21 protein-coding genes are annotated in these 23,783 nt (G+C 63.7%); 6 read left to right on the top strand and 15 right to left on the bottom strand.

From position 1 onward, the window contains the following. Window positions 1-23: 23 nt before the first annotated feature. Window positions 24-1,727, bottom strand: a complete 1,704-nt coding sequence (locus ACOZ9V_RS13365; protein WP_434590716.1) for a thiamine pyrophosphate-binding protein — start codon at window positions 1,725-1,727, stop codon at window positions 24-26. Beyond that, window positions 1,728-2,738 (bottom strand): agmatinase, encoded by a 1,011-nt coding sequence (gene speB / locus ACOZ9V_RS13360; RefSeq protein ID WP_434590713.1) that lies wholly within the window; start codon window positions 2,736-2,738, stop codon window positions 1,728-1,730. Window positions 2,739-2,883: 145 nt separating this feature from the next. Here speB and ACOZ9V_RS13355 point away from each other — a divergent pair, with 145 nt between their 5' ends. Continuing rightward, the gene (locus ACOZ9V_RS13355) at window positions 2,884-4,305 is read left to right on the top strand and encodes a PucR family transcriptional regulator (protein WP_434590710.1); all 1,422 of its coding nucleotides are present in this window, start codon (window positions 2,884-2,886) and stop codon (window positions 4,303-4,305) included. Window positions 4,306-4,359: 54 nt separating this feature from the next. Here ACOZ9V_RS13355 and ACOZ9V_RS13350 read toward each other — a convergent pair whose 3' ends face one another. The 7 genes from ACOZ9V_RS13350 to ACOZ9V_RS13320 all read right to left on the bottom strand — a co-directional run bounded on the left by ACOZ9V_RS13350 (window position 4,360) and on the right by ACOZ9V_RS13320 (window position 10,877). Then, complete coding sequence (locus ACOZ9V_RS13350) at window positions 4,360-5,547, bottom strand: histidinol-phosphate transaminase (protein WP_434590707.1); 1,188 nt, start codon at window positions 5,545-5,547, stop codon at window positions 4,360-4,362. Between the two features lie 70 nt (window positions 5,548-5,617). Continuing rightward, window positions 5,618-6,403, bottom strand: coding sequence for a hypothetical protein (locus tag ACOZ9V_RS13345; RefSeq protein WP_434590705.1), 786 nt, complete (start codon window positions 6,401-6,403; stop codon window positions 5,618-5,620). Continuing rightward, window positions 6,400-7,584: a vWA domain-containing protein gene (locus ACOZ9V_RS13340; protein WP_434590702.1), complete on the bottom strand. Its 1,185-nt coding sequence runs from the start codon at window positions 7,582-7,584 to the stop codon at window positions 6,400-6,402. Before ACOZ9V_RS13340 ends, ACOZ9V_RS13345 begins: the two co-directional genes overlap by 4 nt. Next, the gene (locus tag ACOZ9V_RS13335; RefSeq protein ID WP_139470366.1) at window positions 7,581-8,555 is read right to left on the bottom strand and encodes a vWA domain-containing protein; all 975 of its coding nucleotides are present in this window, start codon (window positions 8,553-8,555) and stop codon (window positions 7,581-7,583) included. Before ACOZ9V_RS13335 ends, ACOZ9V_RS13340 begins: the two co-directional genes overlap by 4 nt. Further along, a complete protein-coding gene (locus ACOZ9V_RS13330) occupies window positions 8,546-8,998 on the bottom strand; it encodes a hypothetical protein (protein ID WP_139470365.1) in 453 nt (150 codons plus the stop codon). Before ACOZ9V_RS13330 ends, ACOZ9V_RS13335 begins: the two co-directional genes overlap by 10 nt. After that, on the bottom strand, window positions 8,985-9,869 hold the full coding sequence (locus ACOZ9V_RS13325; RefSeq protein WP_434590698.1) for a DUF58 domain-containing protein: 885 nt from the start codon (window positions 9,867-9,869) through the stop codon (window positions 8,985-8,987). The genes ACOZ9V_RS13330 and ACOZ9V_RS13325 overlap by 14 nt, the downstream gene beginning before the upstream one ends. A gap of 12 nt (window positions 9,870-9,881) precedes the next feature. Continuing rightward, window positions 9,882-10,877: an AAA family ATPase gene (locus tag ACOZ9V_RS13320; RefSeq protein ID WP_139470363.1), complete on the bottom strand. Its 996-nt coding sequence runs from the start codon at window positions 10,875-10,877 to the stop codon at window positions 9,882-9,884. Window positions 10,878-11,579: 702 nt separating this feature from the next. Between ACOZ9V_RS13320 and nrdH the strand changes: the two genes are divergently transcribed. The 5 genes from nrdH (at window position 11,580) to ACOZ9V_RS13295 (ending at window position 18,064) form a co-directional block, all read left to right on the top strand. Next, window positions 11,580-11,825, top strand: coding sequence for a glutaredoxin-like protein NrdH (nrdH, locus tag ACOZ9V_RS13315; protein ID WP_025778731.1), 246 nt, complete (start codon window positions 11,580-11,582; stop codon window positions 11,823-11,825). Between the two features lie 2 nt (window positions 11,826-11,827). Beyond that, entirely contained in the window at window positions 11,828-12,241 is a 414-nt protein-coding gene (gene nrdI / locus ACOZ9V_RS13310) for a class Ib ribonucleoside-diphosphate reductase assembly flavoprotein NrdI (RefSeq protein ID WP_101546862.1), read from the top strand. Between the two features lie 5 nt (window positions 12,242-12,246). Next, a complete protein-coding gene (gene nrdE / locus ACOZ9V_RS13305; RefSeq protein WP_259357927.1) occupies window positions 12,247-14,373 on the top strand; it encodes a class 1b ribonucleoside-diphosphate reductase subunit alpha in 2,127 nt (708 codons plus the stop codon). Window positions 14,374-14,518: 145 nt separating this feature from the next. Then, complete coding sequence (gene nrdF, locus ACOZ9V_RS13300) at window positions 14,519-15,490, top strand: class 1b ribonucleoside-diphosphate reductase subunit beta (RefSeq protein ID WP_434590693.1); 972 nt, start codon at window positions 14,519-14,521, stop codon at window positions 15,488-15,490. A gap of 219 nt (window positions 15,491-15,709) precedes the next feature. Then, entirely contained in the window at window positions 15,710-18,064 is a 2,355-nt protein-coding gene (locus ACOZ9V_RS13295; protein ID WP_434590690.1) for an FdhF/YdeP family oxidoreductase, read from the top strand. Window positions 18,065-18,187: 123 nt separating this feature from the next. On the opposite strand, the gene ACOZ9V_RS13290 is transcribed toward ACOZ9V_RS13295, so the two are convergent. The 6 genes from ACOZ9V_RS13290 to sdhC form a co-directional block, all read right to left on the bottom strand. Further along, window positions 18,188-18,358 carry a hypothetical protein gene (locus ACOZ9V_RS13290; protein WP_172171077.1) on the bottom strand — a complete coding sequence of 57 codons (171 nt, stop codon included), beginning with the start codon at window positions 18,356-18,358 and terminating at the stop codon, window positions 18,188-18,190. A gap of 415 nt (window positions 18,359-18,773) precedes the next feature. Continuing rightward, on the bottom strand, window positions 18,774-20,000 hold the full coding sequence (locus ACOZ9V_RS13285; RefSeq protein ID WP_434590686.1) for a D-alanyl-D-alanine carboxypeptidase family protein: 1,227 nt from the start codon (window positions 19,998-20,000) through the stop codon (window positions 18,774-18,776). A gap of 242 nt (window positions 20,001-20,242) precedes the next feature. Further along, window positions 20,243-21,031 carry a succinate dehydrogenase iron-sulfur subunit gene (locus ACOZ9V_RS13280; RefSeq protein ID WP_101546859.1) on the bottom strand — a complete coding sequence of 263 codons (789 nt, stop codon included), beginning with the start codon at window positions 21,029-21,031 and terminating at the stop codon, window positions 20,243-20,245. After that, window positions 21,031-22,791 carry a succinate dehydrogenase flavoprotein subunit gene (gene sdhA / locus ACOZ9V_RS13275; protein WP_139470358.1) on the bottom strand — a complete coding sequence of 587 codons (1,761 nt, stop codon included), beginning with the start codon at window positions 22,789-22,791 and terminating at the stop codon, window positions 21,031-21,033. Before sdhA ends, ACOZ9V_RS13280 begins: the two co-directional genes overlap by 1 nt. A 9-nt stretch (window positions 22,792-22,800) precedes the next feature. Next, the gene (locus tag ACOZ9V_RS13270) at window positions 22,801-23,250 is read right to left on the bottom strand and encodes a succinate dehydrogenase hydrophobic membrane anchor subunit (protein WP_025778711.1); all 450 of its coding nucleotides are present in this window, start codon (window positions 23,248-23,250) and stop codon (window positions 22,801-22,803) included. Window position 23,251: 1 nt separating this feature from the next. Then, window positions 23,252-23,629: a succinate dehydrogenase, cytochrome b556 subunit gene (sdhC, locus tag ACOZ9V_RS13265; RefSeq protein WP_081770431.1), complete on the bottom strand. Its 378-nt coding sequence runs from the start codon at window positions 23,627-23,629 to the stop codon at window positions 23,252-23,254. Between the last annotated feature and the right edge of the window lie 154 nt (window positions 23,630-23,783).

The raw sequence follows: 23,783 nt of genomic DNA, 5'->3' as shown, positions 1-23,783 counted from the left end.
GCGACCCTTTCTGTTGGATCGGCTCAGTGACCGACGGTGATGTGAATGGCGGTGGGAACGGTGCGATCGAGCGCCTCGGCGATGGCTTGCGGCAGAGCGGAATCGATGTCCGCCTCGGCGATCGTCACCCCGGCCCCACCCATGGATTCGCCGAGCTTCGCGAAGTCCGGACGGGCGAGCCTGACAGCGAAGGGTTCGATGTCGCGGTCGACCATCTGACCCTCGATCTCCGCATATCCGCCGTTGTCGACGACGACGAAGGGGATGCCCAGTCCCAGCTCGGCAGCGGTCATGAGCTCCTGGATGGAGAACATGGCCGCACCATCGCCGAGGATGCACACGACCGGTCGCGCAGGATCGGCGACCTTCGCTCCGAGGGCGGCGGGAATGCCGTAGCCCAAAGTGGCGAATCCCGGCATGTAGAGCAGCTGGTCGGGCGTGCTCGCCGTCAGCGCGTGCACCGTGCCGTCGTAGGTGACCTGTGAGGAGTCACCGGAGATGACGACGGTCGACCCTGCACCTTCTTCGACGAGCCGGGTGACTCGGGCGCCGATCGCCTCGAAGTCGAAATCGGTGGCCCAGCTCTCCCGGATCCGGGTGACCCGATCGGCCCCGGATTCCTTCGCCGAGGCGGCCGATCCGTTCGATTCGGACGATTCCGTTCCGTCATCGTTCGTCGAGGCGGCGCTGTCGTTTCCGATTCCGAGCGCGCTCATGAGCGCGGTGAGGAATTCGCCAGTGTCCGCGCAGGCGAGGATGTCCCCGGGCAGGTTCTTGTTCAGCTGGTCGGGGTCGATATCGCAGCGGATGACGGTCTGTCCGGCAGACTCATCACGCACACCGATGTTCGTCTGCGCACCGATGACCCCGCCCCACAGGTCGGAGTCGGCCAATTCGGAGCCGAGCACGATGAGCACATCTGCCGCCGCGGATTCGGCCTGCACGCTGGGGAAGCGCACATTCGAACCCAACGACAGCGGATGCGTCTCGGACACGATTCCCTTGCCGTTGGCCGTCGTCGCCAGCGGAGCGTCGAGGCCCTCGACGAGACGAGCCACCTCGGCGTGGGCGCCCCTGGCACCGCCGCCGGCGATGATCAGCGGACGCTTCGCCGCACGGATCGCCTCGGCGGCACGGGACACCACATGATCATCGAGTCCGGGACGGCGACCTGCGAACGGGACCGGAACGCTGCCGTTCCACGCGCCCTCGAGCACGTCGAGGGGAACCTCGATATGCACGGGTCCGGGACGGGCCGAGTCGAACATGGCGAACGCCTCGGCGACGGCCTGGGCTGCACCTTCGGCAGTGCGGGTGCGCTGGGAGGACACGAGGAGGTGGCCCACCGCACCGGAGGAGTCCTTCGTCTCGTGGAGCATCCCGACGTCGGCGCGCTCGAACCCGGTGGGCACACCGGGAGAGAGGATGAGCATCGGTCGGGACTCGGCATAGGCGGTCGCGGCGGCGGTGATGACGTTCGTCAGCCCCGGCCCCGAGGTCGTGATGACGACCCCGGGCTTGCCGGAGGCGAGGAAGTACCCGTCGGCACCGTAGCCTGCCCCCTGCTCGTGGCGGGGAGTCACGGCGCGGATCCCGAACTCCGGCAGATGCCGGTAGAACTCGAGGTTGTGCGTGCCGGGGATGCCGAAGATCGTATCGACTCCATGGGCGGCCAGAGTCGCGACGACCGCGCGACCGCCGTTGCGGACGTTCTGTTCGGTGCTCATTCAGACTCCGAGAGCAGCGCCGGCGGGCCCGGAGGGAGCGTTCACGCCGTTGTTCTCCGCAGCCCACAGTGAGAGGACCTCGTAGCCGACGTGCGCGGCGGCGAGTCCGGTGACTTCGGCGTGGTCGTAGGCCGGGGCGACTTCGACGATCTCGGCGCCGACGACATTGAGTCCCTGGAGCCCGCGGATCGAGTTGAGCAGCTCACGGCTGGTCATTCCACCTGCCTCGGGGGTGCCGGTGCCGGGCGCGGCGGCCGGATCGAGGACGTCGATGTCGACGGACAGGTAGACCGGAGCGTCGCCGAGGCGACCCCGCATCCGGGCGACGACGTCCTGGACGGAGGTGAACTGGTATTCGTCGCTGCGGATGATCTGGAAGCCGAGCACCTCATCATCCTCGAGGTCCTTCTTCCCATAGAGGGGACCGCGGATGCCGATGTGCATCGAAGCGGTCATGTCGATGAGGCCCTCTTCGCTGGCGCGGCGGAAGGGAGTGCCGTGGGTGTAGGGCGCACCGAAGTAGGTGTCCCAGGTGTCCAGGTGCGCATCGAAGTGGAGCACGGCGATCTTGCCGTGCGTCTTGTGCAGCGAGCGCAGGTTCGGCAGGGCCAGGGTGTGATCCCCGCCGAGGGTGAGCAGCTTGGCCCCGTCGGCGCGCATGGCGTCGGCGTTGGCCTCGACGGTGGTGATGGCCTCTTCGATGTCAAAGGGATTGACGCCGAGGTCACCGCAGTCGGCGACCTGCTGCCAGGTGAACGGGTGGACGTTCGTGGCCTGGTTGTAGGGGCGCAGCAGCTTCGAGGACTGGCGGATGTGAGCAGGTCCGAAGCGGGCACCGGGACGGTAGCTGACGCCGGCGTCGAAGGGAATGCCGATGACCTTGACGTCGATCTTCTCGCCGGGACGTTCGGCTTCGACTTCGTCGATGCGCGGCAGCAGTCCGAACGTCGGGGGTCCTGCGTAGCGGGGTGTCTTGCTGTAGTCGGCTGGGCCGAGCGGCTGAGACGTCACTGGCTTGCTCCTTCGTCGTAGCGGCTGACCCGACCCGAACGGGCCGGAGGTGATGCCCTCAGCCTAGGACGTGCGTCACACAACACCGATATCCAAAGGGGAGCATTTGGAACCAGTGCTGTCCAGAATGGATAGAATCGGGTGCATGGTCACCTTGGAACAGATCTGGTCACGCGCAGAACTCGCGCTCGAAGTCATCGTCGATTCGCCCACCGCAGCGGAGCAGAACGTCACGATCGTGCACTCCTCGGAGCTGCCGGAGGTCGACGAATGGCTTGCCGGCGGTGAGGTGCTGCTGACGATCGGGGTCGGTCAGGACCTCGGCGGGGACACGGTTGGGGACTATGTGCGCCGCCTCAAGACTGTCGGCGTGCATGCGCTCGGCATCGGACTGGGCTCCGACCTGCCGTGGCAGCAGGTCCCGCCGAAGCTCGTCGCCGCCGCGCAGGAGGCGGGGCTGGCGCTGTTCGGCGTGCCCGAGCCGGTTCCGTTCGTCGCCGTCGTCGATGCCTTCACCCGGATGCGTGAGGCCGAGACCAACCGGGAGCTGACCCGGGCGAGCAGCGCCGCCCGCCGTTTCGCAACCGCATTGGCCGGGGAGGGGCCCGCGGCGCTTGTGGCCGACCTGGCAGAGACGCTGAAGGCTCCGGTCCGGTTCGTCTCGCCGACCGGCAGGGCGTTGAGCGGGGACGACGCCGAGGAAGACGTGCGTTCGGCACTCATCGAGGAGTCATTGAAGCCGACGACGGGGCCTCGCCTGATCCGCACCGGTGCGCGGATCGTCGAGGCCGTTCCGATCGGAGGTGATCATCCGCTCGGGTGGATCCTCACCCCCGCCGAGGCGGCCGGATCTCCGAAGACGCGTGCCCTGCTGCTGTCGACCGCCTCGGCGCTGTTGGCGATGTCGTTGGCGGATCTGCCCGTTCCCGCCGGTCGCGCGCTGCTCTTCGACTCCGATCTCAGTGACGACGAAGCACGTGGGGAGTGGACTCGGGTGACGGGGTTGGCACCGGTGGCGACGGTGGGGATGCGCATCTTCGGCGGTGTCCGTGGGGACTCCGCCGAACGCCTCATCGCCGATATCGTCGGTCGGAGCCTGCTCACTCGCACCGGTTCGCTGCTCGGGGTGGTCGGAGCACAGGAACGCGGACTCGATGAGCTGGTGACGAGGGCCGCCGAGGTCACCGGCCTGGACGTGCTTGCGGAGAAGAGGCTGCCGTTGGGTCAGCTCCATCACACGTGGATGCTGTGGCGAACCCAGCACGAGTCCGAGGCCTCCGAGGTAAGGGCGCTGCTGTCGGCGGTCGATGAGGAGGCTGCCGACCGATTCGTCGATCGGGTTCTCGGCGAACTCTTTCGGGCCCGCGGCGATCAGGAGCTGTTGGAGACTCTCCGGGCCTTCATCGCCGCGTCCGGGGCACGCGAGCGCATCGCCGCCGAGTTGGGAGTGCACCGGCACACGGTGCGGGCGCGGTTGGCGAAGATCGAGAAGCTGCTCGGCCGGGACCTCTCCCGTGCCGAAACGCTGCAGGCCGTGTCGTTGGCACTCGAACTCGCTGAACTCTAGGCACACCTCTCACCGACCGCTCGGCACGGTGTTCCGCGCGGCGGTGCTCTCCGCTCAGTCCTCGAAGTGTTCGATGCGGAAGCGTTCGGCGACCTCAAGCACCCGGGCGAGGGCTTCGTCTTCGCCGATGCTGATGCGCACACCGGCACCGAGGTTGCGCACCGCCACGGCCTGTTCGACGCAGGCATCTTCGAAGGCACCAGACTTTTCACCCAACGGCAGCCAGACATAGTTCGCCTGTGCTTCGGGCACCTCCCAGCCCTGTTCGCGCAGTGCAGCTGCGAAGGCATCGCGGGTCTGTGCGATCTCGCCGGCCCGCTCGAGCACTTCGTCCCAATGATTGAGGGATTCGAGGGCGGCGGCCTGGCTGAGATCGGTGACGCCGAAGGGGATGACGGCCTTGAGCAGTCCTTCGATGACCGGCGGACGGGCGACGGCGTAGCCGACACGCAGCCCGGCGAGTCCGTGTGCCTTGGAGAAGGTGCGGAGCAGAACGAGATTCGGATAGTCGCGGACAAGACCGAGTCCATCGGCTCGCCCGGGTTCGGTGGCGAACTCCCAGTACGCTTCGTCAAGGGCGACGAGAACGTGGTCAGGCACCTTATCGAGGAAGGCGCGGACCTCGTCGTCGCGCAGCACCGGGCCGGTCGGGTTGTTCGGTGAGCACAGGATGATGAGACGGGTGTCTTCGGTGATCGCCGCCGCCATCGCGTCGAGGTCGTGGCGACCCTCGGCCGTCAGCGGCACTTCGCGGCGGGTGGATCCGACGAGCCCGGTGGTCTGCGGATACATCTCGAACGACGGCCACGGATAGATCGCCTCGGTGGTGGCGTCCGAGGTGATCTGGGTCAGCGCGACGAGCAGTTCGCTGGCACCGGTGGTGACGACGAGCTGATCCAGCCCGACACCGAGGCGGTCGGCCAGTCCCTGACGCAGCGCCAGCGCCGCGTCGTCGGGGTAGAGCGCGGGGTTCGTCGCGTGAGCGACCATGGTCTCGAGGACTGCCGGCAGGGGAGGCAGGAAGTTCTCGTTCGAGGAGAGCTTGAACGACTCGAGACCCTCGACCTGGCGGGGAGGCTTGCCCGGAATATAGGGCGGGAAGGTCTCCAGAGCGGCCCGCAGTCGCGGTGACGGTGCCGAGGGAGCGGACGCCGAAGCGGTGGAGCCGGATGCGCTCGAGGATGAAGTCCCGGGCGCGGAGGTGGACGCAGAATCTGAAGCAGCGGGGTCGGAGACGTTCATGGACTCATGATGTCACAGCGGGTCAGCGCTGCCACCACGCCCCGGAGTGATCAGACGGCCTCGACGAGGATCACCAGGGTTTCTCCGGGGTCGACCGTCCTCCCTCGCCGCCGGGGCCCTGCTGTTGCTGCTGTCGTTCAGAGTCCTCGCGGCGCTTCTCAAGCTCGTCCCGCTTCTTCTCACGTTCGGACTTGCCTGAGGAATCGTCCGGTTTCTCCTCATCTTCCCCGGGATCCTGGCTCTCATCTCCGGAGGATTTCTCGTCCCCGGAGCCCTTTTCCTGCGAGTCCTCGTCCTCGGACTCGCTGTCGTCGGTTCCCTCTTCCTTGGCCTTCTCACCCTGCTTCTTGTCCTCGACGCGTTCCTTCGCCTGGCTGCTCTTCTGCTTCTCTTCGCTCTTCTTCGGCTGGCATTCCTCGGGCGCATCTTCGAGGGTCTTCAGCGAACGGTCGTAGAGTTCCTGCGACTGGTCGGGGTCCTGGGAGGCGATCTGATCTGCCTGCTTCTCATAGACAAAGGACAGGTTGATCCGCACGGCGCATTCGGCCGAGGTCGGAGCGATCTTCAGAGCGGCTTCGAGATCGGTCTGGGCAGCGTCGTAGTCGCCGACGGCCGCCTCGGCAGTGCCGCGATTGAAGTAGCCGATATGGCGTTGGAACGGGCTGACCCGAAGGAACGCCGTCGCCGCCTTCTTGGCACCGGGGAAGTCATTCGAGGTGTATCTGACCTGCGAGGCGGTTCCGAAGTATGTGGCCATGGCGATATAGCCGAAGACCAGGGCGAATATCGTGCCGAGGATGAGGTTGATCTTCGTGATCCGACGCAGCCGTGACCACAGATTCTTCAGGCGGTTCATCGCGGACCTCCCTGGTGGGGCACCGGCTGATAGGGAACCGATCCGCTGGGACCGGGTGGGCCTCCGGGACCTAGAGGACCTCCGGGACCAAGCGGGCCTCCGGGACCGGGTGGGCCGCCTCGGCGAGGGCGCTTGGGGGTGATCGCCTTGAGGCGAAGGTATTCGCGGACTCCGAAGACGAGCTCCACGGCGATCCACGCGAAGACGAGGATGAGCGGGACCCAATAGTATTCGTCGACGGTGACCCGGCCGTCCTTCTTCACCAGGGCCTGATCGTACTTCGGGGCGGTGTAGACGCTGGAGATCGCGCCGTTTCCGTCCCGGTGGTGGTAATCGACGCCGAGGTCCGAGGCGATCTGGCGCAGGTTGCCCTCGTCGATCTTCGAGATCCCCGGATTGCCGTTGCGGTCCTGGATGTACTCGGGAGGTGCCTGATCGTCATCTGGGTCATCGGGGTCGCCGATGCCGGGCGCATTGCCGGGATCACCGACACCGGACCCGTAGCCGAACGGCCGGCTGTCGCGCATCTTCCCGCCTTGATCGGTGCCGTATCCGAAGACGGCGCCGCTGTCGATGCGGGAGGCGAAGGGCGACCACGACTCCGGATTCTCCGATACGGTCTGCTCACCGTCGCCGAAGTAGAACACGACGTTCTTGTTCTCCGGACGGTCCTCATCGTTCGAGGTCATCCGCTTATCGAGCTCCTCACCGGCCTCGGTGATCGATGAGCCTCTGGAATTCATGGATGATTCGGGTTCGAGGACGTCGACGGCGGAGGCGAAGGCGGCGTGGTCGGTCGTCAGCGGCATCACGGTGGCTGCGGTCGAAGCGAAGGTGATGATGCTCAGCCGGGTGCCGGGGAAGGCGTCGGCGAGTTCGAGCATGTCCTTCTTGACCCCCTCGAGGCGGGTGTCGTCCCCGTCGAAATCCTCAGCGGCCATCGACGTCGTGACGTCGACGACGAAGTACACATCGGCTCGTGCCTCGTACTCCTCGGTCGAGGATTTGATGGGGATCCCGGGGCGTGCCAGTGCGATTGCGAGCACGGCGACGACACCCATGCGGGCGAACCACTTCCAGCGTGCTCCGTCGCCGCGGATGGCGGGGATGATGCACACGGTGAGCAGGGCGATGACGATGAAGCCCCAGCCGAACCAGGTGAAGACGGGATCGAAGATCATGATTTCGTCCTCCACGCCAGTACGAACACTCCGGCGAGGCCGAAGACGGCGAGTGCGAGCGGAACCACCGGCATATCGTGGACGATCGTGTACGAACGGCCGGGGGTGTTCGCCGCTTCCTGGCTCTGGATCTCCTCGACGATGCGGTCGATCGTCGAGGCCGAACCCATGTCGAACTGTTCGCCGCCGGTACGGTCGGACACGGATCGCAGCTCCTTCGTCTGAGTGGTCGTCAGCACCGAGGGAGGGGAGAGGCTGTAGACGCGGACCTTCGCGTCGACGGCGATATCGGCGGCTTCGTTGAGCTCGAAGAGCGGCTCACCGGCGAGCATATTGTCCGTGGCGAAGATGATCGACCGGGACCGGTCCTCGTCCTGCCGGTCGAAGTTGTCGACGCAGCTGACGAGTCCGTCGCCGATGAGTGAGGAGCCGCCGATGTTCGGGGGCGACGTCGACCACGAGTAGTCGGTGCCCTCTGCGCCCCAGGTGCGGAACCCCTCCTCGGCCTCGGCGAGGTAGTTCTGGACCATGTCGTAGTCGTCTGTGAGCGGGAATGCGGAGACCGCGGTGGCATTGAACACGGTCAGGCCGATGCGTTCGCCGTCGAAGCGGTCGACGAGTTCCTGATAGGACTCCAGCAGATCGGCATCGTAGCCGAGCATCGACCCGGATACATCGAGGCAGAGCATGACATCGCGCATCTTCCGCTCCGGGTTGACCGTCTCCACCCAAGCCGGACGTGCGACTCCCGCCAGTGCTGACAGCCCGGTGAGGACGATGACTCCGAGGAGGGCGACCGTGGTCACCAGTCGTCTGCGCATGGCCCTGCGGAAACTCGGCAGGCTCGTCATCCGCCCGCTGTGGGCCACGGCCAAAGAGGACTCCGTCGACTTCGGACGGCGGAACCAGAAGACTGCGGCTGCGGCGAGGGCCAGCAGGATGAGCGCCAGCCACCAGAACATCAGGACCATCGCGCCACCAACTTCCGGGCCTCGGCGATCTGAGGCTGCAGACCGGCCGGTTCGGCTTCGGCGAACTCCGCCTCGTAGAGGCCGAGCAGGCACTGCGCGAGGTCGTCGAGACCGGCGACTGCCGCATCGCGGTAGGTCAGGTGCTCGGCTTTGACGCCCCAGGCGTCATGGGCGAATTCGCGCACGATCGTCGCCAGCTGCTGTGCCGATTCGCGCACGTCCGCCGATTCTGCGGTCAGTCCCGTTTCCACAGCGCTGATGCGGGAGAGGTAGGTGCTGCGCACGGGAATCGGGATGCGCGGTCCGTCCGCTGCGGTGACTCCGGCGGCGGCGCGGAAAAGAGGGGCGAAGAGGTTTCCGCACGCCAGCAGCAGGACGAAGCAGGCTGCCACGTACCACGCCGGTGAGACCTCCAGGGGCCCGATGAGTTCAGCGGGGCCCACGGCGGTGCCTCAGCAGAAGAGTGTGCAGTCGGCCGAGGGCCGACTTCGGATGGTCGATTTCGATGTGGGCGATGCCCAGCTTGGCGAGAAGGTCGATGCGCTGCTGACGGCGGGCCGCCTCGGCGAGGGCGAATTCCTGTCGGACCTCGGGTTTCGTCATCACCGCGGTCGGCAGTCCATGGTCGGGTCGGGCGACGTCGAACGGCGCCGAGGCGGACGGCAGTCCTGCGAGGTCCGCGTCGGTGATCGTGATCCACAGAACCTCATGTTGGGCGCGCAGCCGACGGATCGTCGCTTCGGCCTCCGGCCCCAGCGGAGCCTGATCGGAGATGACGACCAGCAGCATCCGATGGTTGATATGGCTGGTGATCCACTGCAGCTGGGTGTTGATCGACCCGGGGGAGTCGCTGCCGGTCTCGGCGAGGATCTGCTGCAGGAGATGCTCGAGGTGGGCCTCGCTGCCTTTCCGCGGTGAAGCGGTGGTGTGACCGGCGTTTCCGTGGATGAGCATGACGTCGTCGGCGTGGCGGACGGCGAGGTAGCCGACCATCCCGGCCATGAGGATGGCCAGGTGGCGTTTGTCGGCTCCGGCGGAGGTCACGGCGTCGAAGTTCCGGGAGGTGTCGACGACGAGGCCGAGGATGTGCCGACGGTGGGCGACATAGCGTTTGACCAGGGGCTCTGTGTGCCTGGCCGTGGCTTTCCAGTCGATGTCGCGGATCTCGTCACCGGGGATGTAGTCGCGCAGATCGTCGAAGTCGAGGCTGTGGCCGTGGAAGACCGAGGAGTAGTCGCCGTCGAGGAGGCGCCGGGTCCGCCGATGGGCGTGGATGGTCATCCGCGCCTTGATTCGGTTGAGCAGGACAGTCATCGCGGCAGCCGATCAGGGAGTGGGCACTGCCATGAGGAGGGCATCGACGATCTGGGCGCTCGTGATGTTCTCGGCGGCGGCTTCGAAGTTGAGTTGGATGCGGTGGGCCAGCACTCGGTGGGCGAGGTCCTTGATGTCTTCGGGGATGACGTAGTTGCGGCCGCGGATCATCGCCAGCGCCCGGCCGGCGTTCGTGAACGCGATGGAGGCACGTGGGCTGGCTCCGTATTCGATGAACGGGGCGAATCGGCCGAGGTACTTCGTCGTATTGCGGGTGGCGTGGACGAGTTCGACGAGGTAGCGGGTGATGGCCGGGTCGATGTAGACGGTGCGGGCGTAGCTCTGCATGGTCACGACATCGTCGAGCGAGCAGGCCGGATCGGGCACCGAGTCCTTGTCGAAGACCCCGGAGTCGAGGCGGGAGAGGATCTCGACCTCTTCGCCGGGGTTCGGGTGGGTGAGCAGGTCCTTGATCATGAACCGGTCGAGCTGGGCTTCGGGCAGCTGGTAGGTGCCCTCCTGCTCGATCGGGTTCTGCGTGGCCATGACGAGGAAGGGGCGGGGGAGTTCGAAGCGTTTGCCGCCGATCGTCGTCTGCTTCTCCTGCATGGCCTCGAGCATCGCCGATTGGGTCTTCGCCGACGACCGGTTGATCTCATCGAGGAGGACGATGTTCGCATGCACGGGACCGAGCACGGTGTTGAACGACCCCTCGTGTGCGTTGTAGATCTGCGAGCCGATGATGTCGGCCGGCAGCAGATCCGGGGTGCACTGGATGCGGGAGAACTGGCCGTCCACGGCATTGGCCAGAGCCGCGGCCGCCGTGGTCTTCGCCAGCCCCGGCACGCTCTCCAGCAGCAGATGACCGCTGGAGAGAAGTCCGATGAGCAAGGATTCGCGCAGGCGCTGCTGCCCGACGACGAAATGGTCGAGGTAGGACTCCAGAGCCTTGAGGATCGTCTGTGCGTGCGCGATCTCCTGCGTGTTCGCCGGTGCCGTTGCCGTCATGGTCCCTCAGTCTCTCGGTGTCACTGGTGCATCGATGCCACGTGTCTTTCGGTGTCACTGTGGTCGTTCAGCCACGCCGTCTGATGCGTTTCTGTGGTCTCCAGCATATTGGCTGGCACTGACACGCGACAGCCGAGAACGTTGCAGTGCTGACACACAGAGCAGTGCTGTGCCCGACGTGCGTCCGTCCGCCACCTGCCATTCACAGCGCGGCCATCTCATGTCAGGACCGGGCTGTAGCGTCGATGGAACCGACGGACGGATGTGAGGAGGTGCTGTGATGATCGCCTCTGCCTCGACGTGATCGGTGCCGCACTAAGGAGTTCGGAATCGTCGGTCGTGGACTCCGCGACATGCCCACAGGCAAAAATTTTTTCTGTGGAAAGCGGTGGAAAACGGAGGTGGACAACGGGTCGAAAATCGGCCCTGAAGCCGCCGATCCCAGCGTCCGCGCAGGTGATCGAACTACATGATTGTCGTTCACAGCCTGTGGACGATTGTGGACGGTGATGACACAGGGTGTGGAACCTGCAAATGACACTGGTGTAACACTGGATATAGGGGTAAGGTCTAACCCGAACACAACATCTAGTGGTCACCCCTGAGCCTGCGCCTCGTGATATTCATCATGATCGAGCAGTTGACGGGACACGGTCACAGCCATCAGAATGCCGAACTGCACAGCAGAATGAAGGAGTCGTCATGATCACCGTGTACACCAAGCCAGCTTGCGTCCAGTGCAACGCCACCTACCGTGCTCTCGACGCCAAGGGCCTGAAGTACAAGTCGGTGGATCTCAGCGTCGACGAGAACGCCCTCGATGTCGTCAAGGCCATGGGTTACATGCAGGCTCCCGTCGTCGTCACCGACAACGATCACTGGTCGGGCTTCCGTCCGGACAAGATCGCCACCCTGACCGGCGAACAGTCTGCGTCCGTCGTGGCCTGACAATGCTGCTGGTCTACTTCTCCGCCAACTCCGAGTACACGCACCGCTTCGTCGCGAAGCTGCGTCACCCGGCAGTGCGGTTGCCGACGTTGACCAAGGAGCCGACGCTGCGAGTGGATGAGCCATTCGTTCTCGTCACCCCCACCTATGGGGCCGGTCGCAATCGCGGGGCTGTTCCCAAACAAGTCATCAAGTTCCTCAATGTCGAAGAGAACCGGCGCCATCTGGTCGGTGTCATCGGCGCCGGAAACACGAACTTCGGCATGGACTACTGCCGCGCGGCCTTCAAGGTCGCGGCAAAGTGTCAAGTACCCCTCATGTATCGAGTCGAACTCCTGGGCACTCAGGAAGATGTCGACGCTGTCAACCTAGGATTGGACAAACTGTGCGCGAGCTCGCTGAAGACCGCAATGTAGAGGACATCATCCGCGAAGAGACGGATCTGGATTACCACGCGCTCAACGCGATGCTGAACCTGTACGACGAGGACGGCAGGATCCAGTTCGAGCGTGACAAGCAGGCTGCCCGGCAGTACTTCCTGCAGCACGTCAACAACAACACCGTCTTCTTCCACAACCTCAAGGAGAAGCTCGACTACCTCGTCGAGAAGGACTACTACGAGCCCGAGGTTCTGGAGCAGTACTCGTTCGATTTCATCGAGCAGCTCTCGACGCGCGCCTACGATCAGAAGTTCCGCTTCCAGACCTTCCTCGGCGCGTTCAAGTTCTACACCTCCTACACGCTGAAGACCTTCGACGGAAAGCGCTATCTCGAACGCTTCGAGGACCGCGTCGTCATGGTCGCTCTCTTCCTGGCTCGCGGAGACGAGACTCTGGCCACCCAGCTCGTCGACGAGATCATCGCCGGCCGTTTCCAGCCGGCCACCCCGACGTTCCTCAACGCAGGCAAGAAGCAGCGCGGTGAGCTCGTCTCCTGCTTCCTGCTGCGCATCGAAGACAATATGGAGTCGATCGGCAGGTCCATCAACTCCGCTCTGCAGCTGTCCAAGCGCGGCGGCGGCGTGGCCTTCGCTCTGACGAACATCCGCGAGTCCGGTGCACCGATCAAGAAGATCGAGAACCAGTCTTCGGGCGTCATCCCCGTCATGAAGCTGCTCGAGGACTCGTTCTCGTACGCCAACCAGCTCGGAGCCCGCCAGGGTGCCGGTGCCGTGTACCTGCACGCCCACCACCCCGACATCTACAAGTTCCTCGACACCAAGCGCGAGAACGCCGATGAGAAGATCCGGATCAAGACCCTGTCGCTGGGCGTCGTGATCCCGGACATCACCTTCGAACTGGCCAAGCGCAACGAGGACATGTACCTCTTCAGCCCCTATGACGTCGAGCGCGTCTACGGTGTGCCCTTCTCCGACATCAACGTCACCGAGAAGTACACCGAGCTCGTCGACAACGCGGCCATCAAGAAGAAGAAGATCAACGCCCGCGAGTTCTTCCAGACTCTGGCCGAGATCCAGTTCGAGTCCGGCTACCCGTACGTGATGTTCGAGGACACCGTCAACAAGGCGAACCCGATCGACGGCAAGATCATCATGTCCAACCTGTGCTCGGAGATCCTCCAGGTCTCTGAACCGAGCAAGTACGACGACGATCTCGGCTATGACGTCGTCGGCAAGGACATCTCCTGCAACCTCGGTTCGCTCAACATCGCTCTGACGATGGACTCGAGCAACTTCGGACAGACCATCGAGACCGCGATCCGCGGACTCACCGCTGTCGCCGAGACCTCGAACATCCAGTCCGTGCCTTCGATCGCCCGCGGCAACGACATGTCGCATGCCATCGGCTTGGGGCAGATGAACCTCCACGGCTACCTCGCTCGTGAGCACATCTACTACGGTTCCGATGAGGGCCTGGACTTCACGAACATGTACTTCTACACCGTCGCCTACCACTGTGTGCGGGCGTCGATGGAGATCGCGAAGGAGCGCGGTGAGACCTTCGCCGGCTTCGAGCGGTCGAAGTACGCCACCGGCGAATACTTCGACAAGTACACCGATGAGGTCTGGCAGCCGCGCACCGCTCGCGTGACCGAGCTGTTCTCCGAAGCAGGCGTGCACATCCCGACCCAGGACGACTGGCGCGAGCTCAAGGCTCAAGTGGCCGAGCACGGCATCTACAACCAGAATCTCCAGGCCGTGCCGCCGACCGGTTCGATCTCGTACATCAACAACTCGACCTCGTCGATCCACCCGGTGGCCTCGAAGATCGAAATCCGCAAGGAGGGCAAGGTCGGCCGCGTGTACTACCCGGCTCCCTTCATGGACAATGACAATCTCGAGTACTACCAGGATGCCTACGAGATCGGCTACGAGAAGATCATCGACACGTATGCCGAGGCCACGAAGCACGTGGACCAGGGGCTGTCGCTGACACTGTTCTTCATGGACACCGCCACCACTCGTGACATCAACAAGGCGCAGATCTACGCCTGGCGCAAGGGCATCAAGACCATCTACTACATCCGGCTCCGGCAGCTCGCTCTGCAGGGCACGGAAGTCGATGGCTGCGTCTCCTGCATGCTCTGATGATGGAATCGGCGGACCGATGCGAATCGGTCCGCCGGCTTCGTGCGGGCCCCAGGCCGCCGGCTGGGCCCGCACACATGACTTTCGTCTGCCGCGCAGACAGCACGTACTTACGACGAACAGCACTTTGGGAAGAGAGAAAGCGTTGGAGAATCTGACTCTGGCATCGCATGTCGATGCCATCAACTGGAACCGCGTCGTCGATCCGATCGATGACGAGGTCTGGGATCGCCTGACCGGCAACTTCTGGCTGCCGGAGAAGGTCCCGCTGAGCAACGACATTCAGGCCTGGGCGACTCTCACCGACGATGAGAAGACGCTGACGATGCGCGTCTTCACCGGTCTGACCCTGCTCGACACGATCCAGGGCACCGTTGGTGCGATCTCGCTCATCCCGGATGCGGTCACCCCGCACGAAGAGGCGGTGCTGACGAACATCGCGTTCATGGAGAGCGTGCACGCGAAGTCGTACTCTTCGATCTTCTCGACCCTGTGCTCGACGAAGGAGATCGACGAGGCCTTCCGCTGGTCGCGTGAGAACAAGTACCTGCAGTCGAAGGCGGATATCATCCTCAGCTACTACCGGGGTGACGATCCGCTCAAGCGCAAGGTCGCCTCGACGCTGCTCGAGTCCTTCCTCTTCTACTCCGGCTTCTACCTGCCCATGTACTGGTCGGCACACGCTAAGCTGACGAACACCGCTGACCTCATCCGTCTGATCATCCGCGATGAGGCCGTGCACGGCTACTACATCGGCTACAAGTACCAGAAGGGTCTGGAATCGCAGTCCGAAGAGCGCAAGCAGGAGCTCAAGGACTACACGATGAACCTCATGTTCGAGCTCTACGAGAACGAGGTCGCCTACACCCACGATCTCTACGATCCCGTGGGACTGTCCGAGGACTGCAAGATGTTCCTCCACTACAACGCCAACAAGGCGCTGATGAACCTCGGTTACGAAGCGATGTTCCCCAAGGAGGTCACGAAGGTCAACCCGGCCATCCTTGCGGCCCTGTCGCCCGGCAGCGACGAGAACCACGACTTCTTCTCAGGTTCGGGATCGTCCTACGTCATCGGCAAGGCCGAGAACACCGAAGACGACGACTGGGACTTCTGAGTCCTCAGCCCTGACCTGACTTTTCAGCATCGAGGCGGCCCATTCCGACGGAAAACGTTTGGATGGGCCGCCTCGCTGTTCGTGGACCGGGGCGGTTGTTCGATGAGCGTCAGGCGGAATGTTCGGAATGCGAGATTCTTTCCTCGTGGTTCGGATACTATGACTCGGCTCAGATACGATCATCGGAATCAAGTCCGCCGAGGTCAGAGGTGATCGTCAGTGTCGAACGTACGTGGACGCCGAGTCGAATTCGATGATATCGACGAGAACGATCTTGTCATCAGCGAACCGAAGACCGCGGCAGCGGGACTCAAAGCCGTCGAGGTTGCCTTCGAACGCGGACTCAAACAGGGCGGCGCGAGCCGGACCGTACGGTCGATGCTCCGCGTCAATCAGCCTGACGGCGTCGACTGCCCAGGCTGCGCGTGGCCGGAATCGATCACCGGTGATCGGAAGAAGATCGAGTTCTGCGAAAACGGGGCGAAGGCGCTCGCTGAGGAGAACACGACCCGGGTGGCGACCCCCGGCTGGTGGGAGCAGCACCCCATCTCCGTGCTCGAGCAGAAGACGGAGTACTGGCTCGGCCAATCCGGCCGCATCACCCATCCGATGATCATCCGCGAAGGGGAGTCGCACTACTCACCGATCTCCTGGGCCGACGCCTTCGAGACCATCGCCGAGCACCTCCGCGCCACCGAACCCGACCGGTCGGTCTTCTACACCTCCGGTCGCACTCCCAATGAGACAGCGTTCCTCTACCAGCTGTTTGCCCGCAGCCTGGGAACGAACAATCTTCCCGACTGTTCGAACATGTGCCACGAATCCTCCGGCACGGCACTGTCTCCGACGATCGGCATCGGCAAAGGAACCGTCTCACTTGAGGATCTCGAGAAAGCCGAACTGATCTTCGTCGTCGGGCAGAACCCGGGGACGAATCATCCGCGTATGCTCGGCACGCTCGCCGAGTGCCGGCGCAACGGCGGCAAGGTCGTCGCGGTCAATCCGCTGCCCGAGGCGGGGCTTCTCCGCTTCAAGGATCCGCAGACGCCAAAGGGCCTGCTGGCCGACGGGGAGCGGACCAGTGACGAATTCCTCCAGATCCGGGTCGGGGGAGACCAAGCGCTCTTCCAAGCGCTCGGACACCTGCTGTTGAAGAAGGAAGCAGAGACTCCGGGAACGGTCGTCGACCGGGAGTTCATCGAATCCTCCACTGACGGCTTCGCCGCCTACTCGGAAGCCAGGCAGGAGCTCAACTGGGCGGAGACAGAGCTCGCCACCGGTCTCGAACGAGCCGAGATCGAACACGTCGCGGATCTGCTGGCGAAGTCGAGGGCAACGATCTTCTGCTGGGCATTGGGCATCACGCAGCAGCCTCATTCGGTCGACACGATCAAAGAGATCATCAACCTGCTCTTACTCCAGGGCAATTTCGGTAAGCCCGGGGCAGGGGCCTGCCCGGTGCGGGGGCACTCGAATGTCCAGGGCGACCGCACCTTCGGGATCTGGGAGAAGCCGAAGGAGGACTTCCTACAGCGCCTGGATGCCGAATTCGGCATCAATGCGCCCCGGAGGCACGGCTATGACTCCACAGAGGCGATGCATGCCATGGCCCGCGGAGACGTCGACGTGTTCATGTCCTTGGGCGGGAACTTGGCCATGGCCAACTCCGACACCGCCGCAATGGAGGCCGGACTCAAACGCACAGGCCTCACCGTGCATATTTCCACGAAGCCCAACCGTTCCCATGTCGTCCACGGCAAGACGTCGATCATCCTCCCGACGCTCGGACGCACCGACAAGGATGACAAGCACCCCGGAGGAGCACAGTTCCTCTCGGTCGAGAACTCCATGTCGGTCGTCAGCCGCACCCAAGGTCGGCTCGAGCCGGTCTCCGACCACCTCCTTGCCGAACCGGTGCTGCTGGCCCGGATCGCCGAGGCGGTCTTCGGATCCGATCACGTCATCGACTGGAGGGCGATGGCCGAAGACTATGACGTCATCCGCGACCGCATCTCACGGGTCGTGGAAGGCACCGAGGACTTCAACCGCCGCGTGCGGGACAAATTTGGCTTCGTTCTGCCCAATCCGCCCCGTGATACACGGACTTTCGCGACAGCCGAAGGACGGGCGCAGTTCAGCACGCGCGAACTCGAATATCTGCTGCCGCCGGAGGGACACCTGGTGCTGCAGACGATGCGCTCGCACGATCAATACAACACGACCTTCTACGGGCTCGACGATCGCTATCGGGGAATCTCGGGCGGGCGCAGGGTGATTCTCATCAATCCTGCCGATCTCGGCCCTGCCGGTGTCGACGACGGTCAGCTCGTCGATGTCGTCTCGGTCTTCAACGGGGAAGAGCGACGGGCGGAGAAATTCCGGATGGTCGCCTATCCGACGGCCCGCGGCTGTGTCGCTGCCTACTATCCGGAGGCGAACGCGTTGGTTCACCGGGACCTCGTGGCCAGAGAGTCGAACACTCCGGGATTCAAAGCCGTTATGGTGCGGTTCGAACCACGCACCGATGATGAGGAACCTGCAGATATCCACAGCCTCGTTGACGCGCATGGGTGAACGACAGACGCCCACCTGCTGCGTAAAACCCGGCAGCAAGTGGGCGTCTTCTCAATCAGTGAGGATCAGTCCGGCCCGGTCGGGCCATGCCGATCCCTGCAGATCAGGGCGACCGAGGTTCGGTCAGGCGGCGGCCATCGGCGTGATCTCACGCAGCGAGGTGCCGGTGAACAGCACAACTCGACCGGTCGCATCCTTGATCGTGATCTCACCAGGAGCCTGACGGCTGATCCGGGGATCGATCAATCCTGCGTGTGCGAGTCCGCGCTGGACCCACTGTGGGAACTCAGACATGGTTCCCTCCTTTCTTCAGTTGTGAATAGCAGGCAACGACGCGCGCTATTCTTCAGGTTCTCAATACGGCGATTGGGTGGTCGCCATGGGGATCTGCGATTCGAAGAGACACAGTGTCCGGAACATTCATCTGCAAAGTCGAACCTTGATCGGGGCCTACGACTTCAAAAGTTTGTCGTCAGGAGCAACGCAACGATCGGTTCGATGAATGCGGACAACTTCGAACGCAAGTTGTAAGCGTAACGCGTCTATGTCGACGTTGTCCAATTGAGGTCCGAACCCTAGGCTCAGGTCGACCGACCTTACCGCCGGCCGTCTCGCCGAGGCGGCACCGAACCTTACCGTTGATCCTCTCGCCGTGGTGGACCTGCAGATCGTTTTCGCCGGCCTCTGGCCGAGGAGGCTCTGAATGCCCTTATCGTCGACCCTGCATCCGTGCCCGGAGTCGCAGCCACAGGATCACCGTCGCGATGAAGAGCACGACCCCACCCGCCAGGAGGACGAGCGCCAGGGGATTGTCCAGTGCCGCACCGACGGTCTGGGACGCCATGGATGGCTCCGACTCATCGGACTTCTGGGACTCCGTCGCTTCGCTCGAATCCGATTCGGCACCCCCGGCATCACTCGAGCTGCCAGTGGCGGTGGGGGCCGCCTCGGCGGTGGCCTGAACCCCGACGGGCACGGTCTGCAGCGATTTCGGGTCCTTCTGGGCGAAATCCCAGTCGAGCAGGTCCACGGCGACCTGGCGAGAGTTGTTGTCGATGCCGAGCATCGTCGCGACCACACGGTGCCCGTCGCGCTCGGCCACGGCCACGTACGAGCCCTTCGCCGCCCGAGTGAACCCGTTCTTCAGGCCCAGCCCGCCGTCGACCTGGCCGACGATCTTCGTATGGTTCTGGATCTCGTAGCCCTTGAACTTCTCTTTCGTCTGCGGGTTCTTTCCGCCCGGGAATTGATAAGTCTCCGTGCCGATGACCTTCATGAGGTAATCGTCTTCGCACACCGCCCACGCGAGCTTCATGAGGTCCTCAGCGGTCGTGTACTGGCCTTTTGCGTCGAGTCCCGAGGTGTTCTTCGCCTGCGTATTCGACATGCCCAGCTCGGCGGCCTTCTCGTTCATCAGCTTCACGGCCTTGTCCTGTCCGCCTGCTGCACGACCCAGAGCATTCGCCGCGTCATTGGCGCTCGACATCAGCATCGCGTGGAAGAGCAGATCGATGGAGTACTTGTTCGTCTGCATGAGACCGACCTTCGTCCCATCGACTTCCATGTCCTCGAACTCGGCGGTCACTTTCTTCTTCTTGTCGTCGAACTCGTCCACGAGCGCCAGAGCCGTGAGCAGCTTGATCGTCGACGCGGGAGCGTGCCGCTTCTCCACATTCTTCGCCACGTGCAGTTCTCCGGAGTCGAGGTCGCCCACCAACCAGGACGTGCCCGTCGGCTTCGGCGGCTTCGCACCGTCACCGAGGTCCTCTGGACTGACATACGCCGGTGCTGTCGACTCTGCCGGCTGCGGCACCGCGTGTGCGGGGGCCGGGGAGTGGACGAGCTGCGCGGCGAGCATCAGCAGTGCGGCGGCGAAGCCGAGGATGCTCAGGGGCAGGGCGCGTAGTGAGGAAGCAGTCGAGCGGGTGAAACGCATGCGCACCAGTCTACTTTCGCCGCGAGCAGCTCGTCCTCAGGATTCGTTCACTCGAGACGGCACCTCACCGAGACGAAGCTTGTGGTGGCAGCCCAGTTTGAGATGGATAGCCCACGTTCAAACGTGGGCTATCCACCCTCAACTGGGCCGTGGTGAAAAGCACCCAATCACGGCGGGACAGACGAAAGCGGCCCCGCACCGTGTGGTGCGGGGCCGCTGCAGTCGGGATCAGACTGGCGCGATCAGAATGCGCGCTGCAGGATCGCCTGCTTCACCTCGGCGATGGCCTTGGTGATCTCGATGCCGCGAGGGCAGGCCTCGGTGCAGTTGAAGGTGGTGCGGCAGCGCCACACGCCTTCCTTGTCGTTGAGGACCTCGAGGCGCATGTCTCCGCCTTCGTCACGCGAATCGAAGATGAAGCGGTGCGCGTTGACGATCGCGGCCGGACCGAAGTACTGGCCGTCGGTCCAGAACACGGGGCACGACGAGGTGCACGCAGCGCAGAGGATGCACTTCGTGGTGTCGTCGAAGGCCGCACGCTGTTCGGCCGACTGCAGACGCTCACGCGTGGGCTCGTGTCCCGAGGTGACGAGGAACGGCATGACCTCGCGGTACGACTGGAAGAAGGGCTCCATGTCGACGATCATGTCCTTCTCGAGCGGCAGGCCCTTGATCGCCTCGACGGTGATCGGCTTGGACGTGTCGAGGTCCTTGAGCAGAGTCTTGCAGGCCAGACGGTTGCGGCCGTTGATGCGCATCGCATCGGAGCCGCAGACGCCGTGGGCGCAGGACCGGCGGAAGGACAGCGAACCGTCGATCTCCCACTTGATCTTGTGGAGAGCATCCAGCACACGGTCGGTGCCGTACATCGTGATGCTGTATTCCTCCCAGTGCGGCTCGGAATCGACCTCGGGGTCGAAGCGAGCGATCCGGAAGGTGCAGTCGAAGGACGGGATGGACCCGCCTTCGCCTGACACATGTGTCGGCAGGTCGATCTTCGACGCTGGCTCTGGGGTGGTATCGGTGCTCATCAGTACTTACGCTCCATCGGCTGGTAACGGGTGACGATGACGGGCTTCGTCTCAAGACGCATGCCCTTGATGCCGTCGGTCTCCGCTTCGGGATCGAGGTAGGTCATCGTGTGGTGCATGAAGTTCTCGTCGTCACGATCCGGGAAGTCCTCGCGGAAGTGTCCTCCACGCGATTCCTTGCGGTGGATGGCGGCGACAGAGATGACCTCGGCGAGCTCGAGCAGGAAGCCGAGCTCGACGGCCTCGAGCAGATCGAGGTTGTAGCGCTTGCCGCGATCCTGGATGCCCACGTTGTTGTAGCGCTCGCGCAGTTTGGCGATCTCGTCGAGAGCGTCACGCAGAGTCTCGTCGGTGCGGAACACCTGCACGTTGGCGTCCATGATGTCCTGCAGATCCTTGCGGATCGCCGCGATGCGTTCGGTGCCGTCCGAGGTGCGCATCTTCTCGAGCATCTCGACGACGTCGTTCGCCGGGTTCTCGGGCAGTTCGACGGACTCGGCGGTCTTCGCGTATTCCGCAGCGGCGATGCCGGCGCGCTTGCCGAAGACGTTGATGTCGAGCAGCGAGTTCGTGCCCAGACGGTTCGAACCGTGCACCGACACGCAGGCGCATTCACCGGCGGCGTAGAGGCCGGGGATGACGGTGTCGTTGTCGGCGAGGACTTCGGCTTCGATGTTCGTCGGGATGCCGCCCATCGCGTAGTGCGCGGTCGGGAAGACCGGCACCGGCTCCGTGTAGGGCTCCACACCGAGGTAGGTGCGGGCGAACTCGGTGATGTCCGGCAGCTTCTCGTCGATGTGTGAGGGCTCGAGGTGAGTGAGGTCGAGCAGGACGTAGTCCTTGTTCGGTCCGCAGCCACGGCCTTCGCGCACTTCGTTAGCCATCGAACGGGCCACGATGTCACGCGGGGCGAGGTCCTTGATCGTCGGGGCATAGCGCTCCATGAAGCGCTCACCCTCGGAGTTGCGGAGGATTCCGCCCTCACCGCGAGCCGCCTCGGACAGCAGGATGCCCAGGCCGGCGAGGCCTGTCGGGTGGAACTGGAAGAACTCCATGTCCTCCAGCGGGATTCCGCGGTTGTAGGTCACGGCCATGCCGTCGCCGGTCAGGGTGTGTGCGTTCGAGGTGGTCTTGAAGACCTTGCCGACACCGCCGGTGGCGAAGACGACCGACTTGGCCTGGAAGACGTGGATCTCACCGGTGGCCAGTTCGTAGGACACGACGCCTGCGGGGCGCTTGACCCCGTCGACCTCGGTCATGAGGAGGTCGAGGACGTAGAACTCGTTGTAGAACTCCACGCCGTGCTTGACGCACTGTTGGTACAGGGTCTGGAGGATCATGTGACCGGTGCGGTCTGCGGCGTAGCAGGAGCGGCGCACGGCGGACTTGCCGTGGTCGCGGGTGTGACCGCCGAAGCGGCGCTGGTCGATCTTGCCTTCGGGGGTGCGGTTGAACGGCAGCCCCATCTTCTCGAGATCGAGGACGGCGTCGATGGCTTCCTTGGCCATCACCTCGGCGGCGTCCTGGTCGACCAGGTAGTCACCGCCCTTGACGGTGTCGAAGGTGTGCCATTCCCAGTTGTCCTCTTCCACGTTCGCCAGTGCGGCGCACATTCCGCCCTGGGCGGCTCCGGTGTGCGAACGGGTGGGGTAGAGCTTGGTGAGAACGGCGGTGCGGGCACGCTGGCCCGACTCGATCGCCGCACGCATGCCGGCGCCGCCGGCACCGACGATGACGACGTCGTAATGATGTACCTGCATGTTTCTCCTTTAGGCCTTGCAGAACTCAGCCAGGACCGAGGGGTCCGCTCCGGCCGGGCAGGGATCGAACGTGAAGATGACGAGCGTGCCGAGCACGATGACGATGACCGAGGCGATGTAGAGGATCACCTGCAGGGACATGCGTGTGCCGGGCTTCTCGGAGTAGTCCATGATGATGGTGCGCAGACCGTTGGTGCCGTGCAGCATCGCCAGCCACAGCATGAGCAGATCCCAGATCTGCCAGAACGGGCTGGCCCACTTGCCTGCGACGAAGCCGAAGTCGATGGCCTGGACGCCGTCGCCGGCCCACAGGTTCACGAACAGGTGGCCGAAGATGAGGATGACGAGCACGACGCCGGAGATGCGCATGAACAGCCATGCGAACATCTCGAACTTCGAACGCGTCGACTTGTGCCGGGAGTAGCCGGTCCGCGGAGCCGGAATGGATGTTGTGCTCATGTCAGCCTCCGAAGGTGTGCATCAGCTGGCGGGGAATGAAGGCGATCATGATGATGAGCCACACAACCATGACTCCCCAGAACAGCTTCTTCTGATTTTTCGGGCCACTCTTCGAGAAATCGACGAGAATGACGCGCAGACCGTTGAACGCATGGAATGCGATTGCGGCGACGAGCGCGATCTCACCGAATGCCATGACCGGTGTCTTATAGGTTCCGATCACTGCGTTGTAGGCCTCGGGCGAGACGCGGACGAGTGCAGTATCGAGCACGTGGACCAGAAGGAAGAAGAAGATTCCGACGCCTGTGACGCGATGCGCGACCCAGGACCACATTCCTTCGTTTCCTCGGTACAGAGTGCCCGTAGACGCTTTGGCCACGGAGCATCCTCCATCTTGAATATTCGGGTGTGTACGTCTAGAAACTACGCCGAAGACCGCTTCCGTGCCAGTCGAGACACGGCTGAGCGTCCCGGATCACACCGCAACCCTGGCAATTCCCTCAAAACTGGGATTTCGCGTCTCACGAAATTTC

Source organism: Brevibacterium sp. 1718 (assembly GCF_051131255.1).
GTDB lineage: Bacteria > Actinomycetota > Actinomycetes > Actinomycetales > Brevibacteriaceae > Brevibacterium > Brevibacterium sediminis.
This window is presented reverse-complemented; position numbering and strand designations above follow the sequence as displayed.

Coding starts and splice junctions, on each gene's coding strand:
- nrdH (WP_025778731.1), top strand. CDS start 11,580: ATGATCACCGTGTACACCAAGCCAGCTTGCGTCCAGTGCAACGCCACC.
- ACOZ9V_RS13350 (WP_434590707.1), bottom strand. CDS start 5,547: ATGAACGTCTCCGACCCCGCTGCTTCAGATTCTGCGTCCACCTCCGCG.
- ACOZ9V_RS13340 (WP_434590702.1), bottom strand. CDS start 7,584: ATGATCTTCGATCCCGTCTTCACCTGGTTCGGCTGGGGCTTCATCGTC.
- ACOZ9V_RS13285 (WP_434590686.1), bottom strand. CDS start 20,000: ATGCGTTTCACCCGCTCGACTGCTTCCTCACTACGCGCCCTGCCCCTG.
- ACOZ9V_RS13280 (WP_101546859.1), bottom strand. CDS start 21,031: ATGAGCACCGATACCACCCCAGAGCCAGCGTCGAAGATCGACCTGCCG.
- ACOZ9V_RS13335 (WP_139470366.1), bottom strand. CDS start 8,555: ATGGTCCTGATGTTCTGGTGGCTGGCGCTCATCCTGCTGGCCCTCGCC.
- ACOZ9V_RS13365 (WP_434590716.1), bottom strand. CDS start 1,727: ATGAGCACCGAACAGAACGTCCGCAACGGCGGTCGCGCGGTCGTCGCG.
- ACOZ9V_RS13345 (WP_434590705.1), bottom strand. CDS start 6,403: ATGAACCGCCTGAAGAATCTGTGGTCACGGCTGCGTCGGATCACGAAG.
- nrdI (WP_101546862.1), top strand. CDS start 11,828: ATGCTGCTGGTCTACTTCTCCGCCAACTCCGAGTACACGCACCGCTTC.
- ACOZ9V_RS13325 (WP_434590698.1), bottom strand. CDS start 9,869: ATGACTGTCCTGCTCAACCGAATCAAGGCGCGGATGACCATCCACGCC.
- ACOZ9V_RS13320 (WP_139470363.1), bottom strand. CDS start 10,877: ATGACGGCAACGGCACCGGCGAACACGCAGGAGATCGCGCACGCACAG.
- ACOZ9V_RS13270 (WP_025778711.1), bottom strand. CDS start 23,250: ATGAGCACAACATCCATTCCGGCTCCGCGGACCGGCTACTCCCGGCAC.
- ACOZ9V_RS13290 (WP_172171077.1), bottom strand. CDS start 18,358: ATGTCTGAGTTCCCACAGTGGGTCCAGCGCGGACTCGCACACGCAGGA.
- sdhA (WP_139470358.1), bottom strand. CDS start 22,791: ATGCAGGTACATCATTACGACGTCGTCATCGTCGGTGCCGGCGGCGCC.
- ACOZ9V_RS13355 (WP_434590710.1), top strand. CDS start 2,884: ATGGTCACCTTGGAACAGATCTGGTCACGCGCAGAACTCGCGCTCGAA.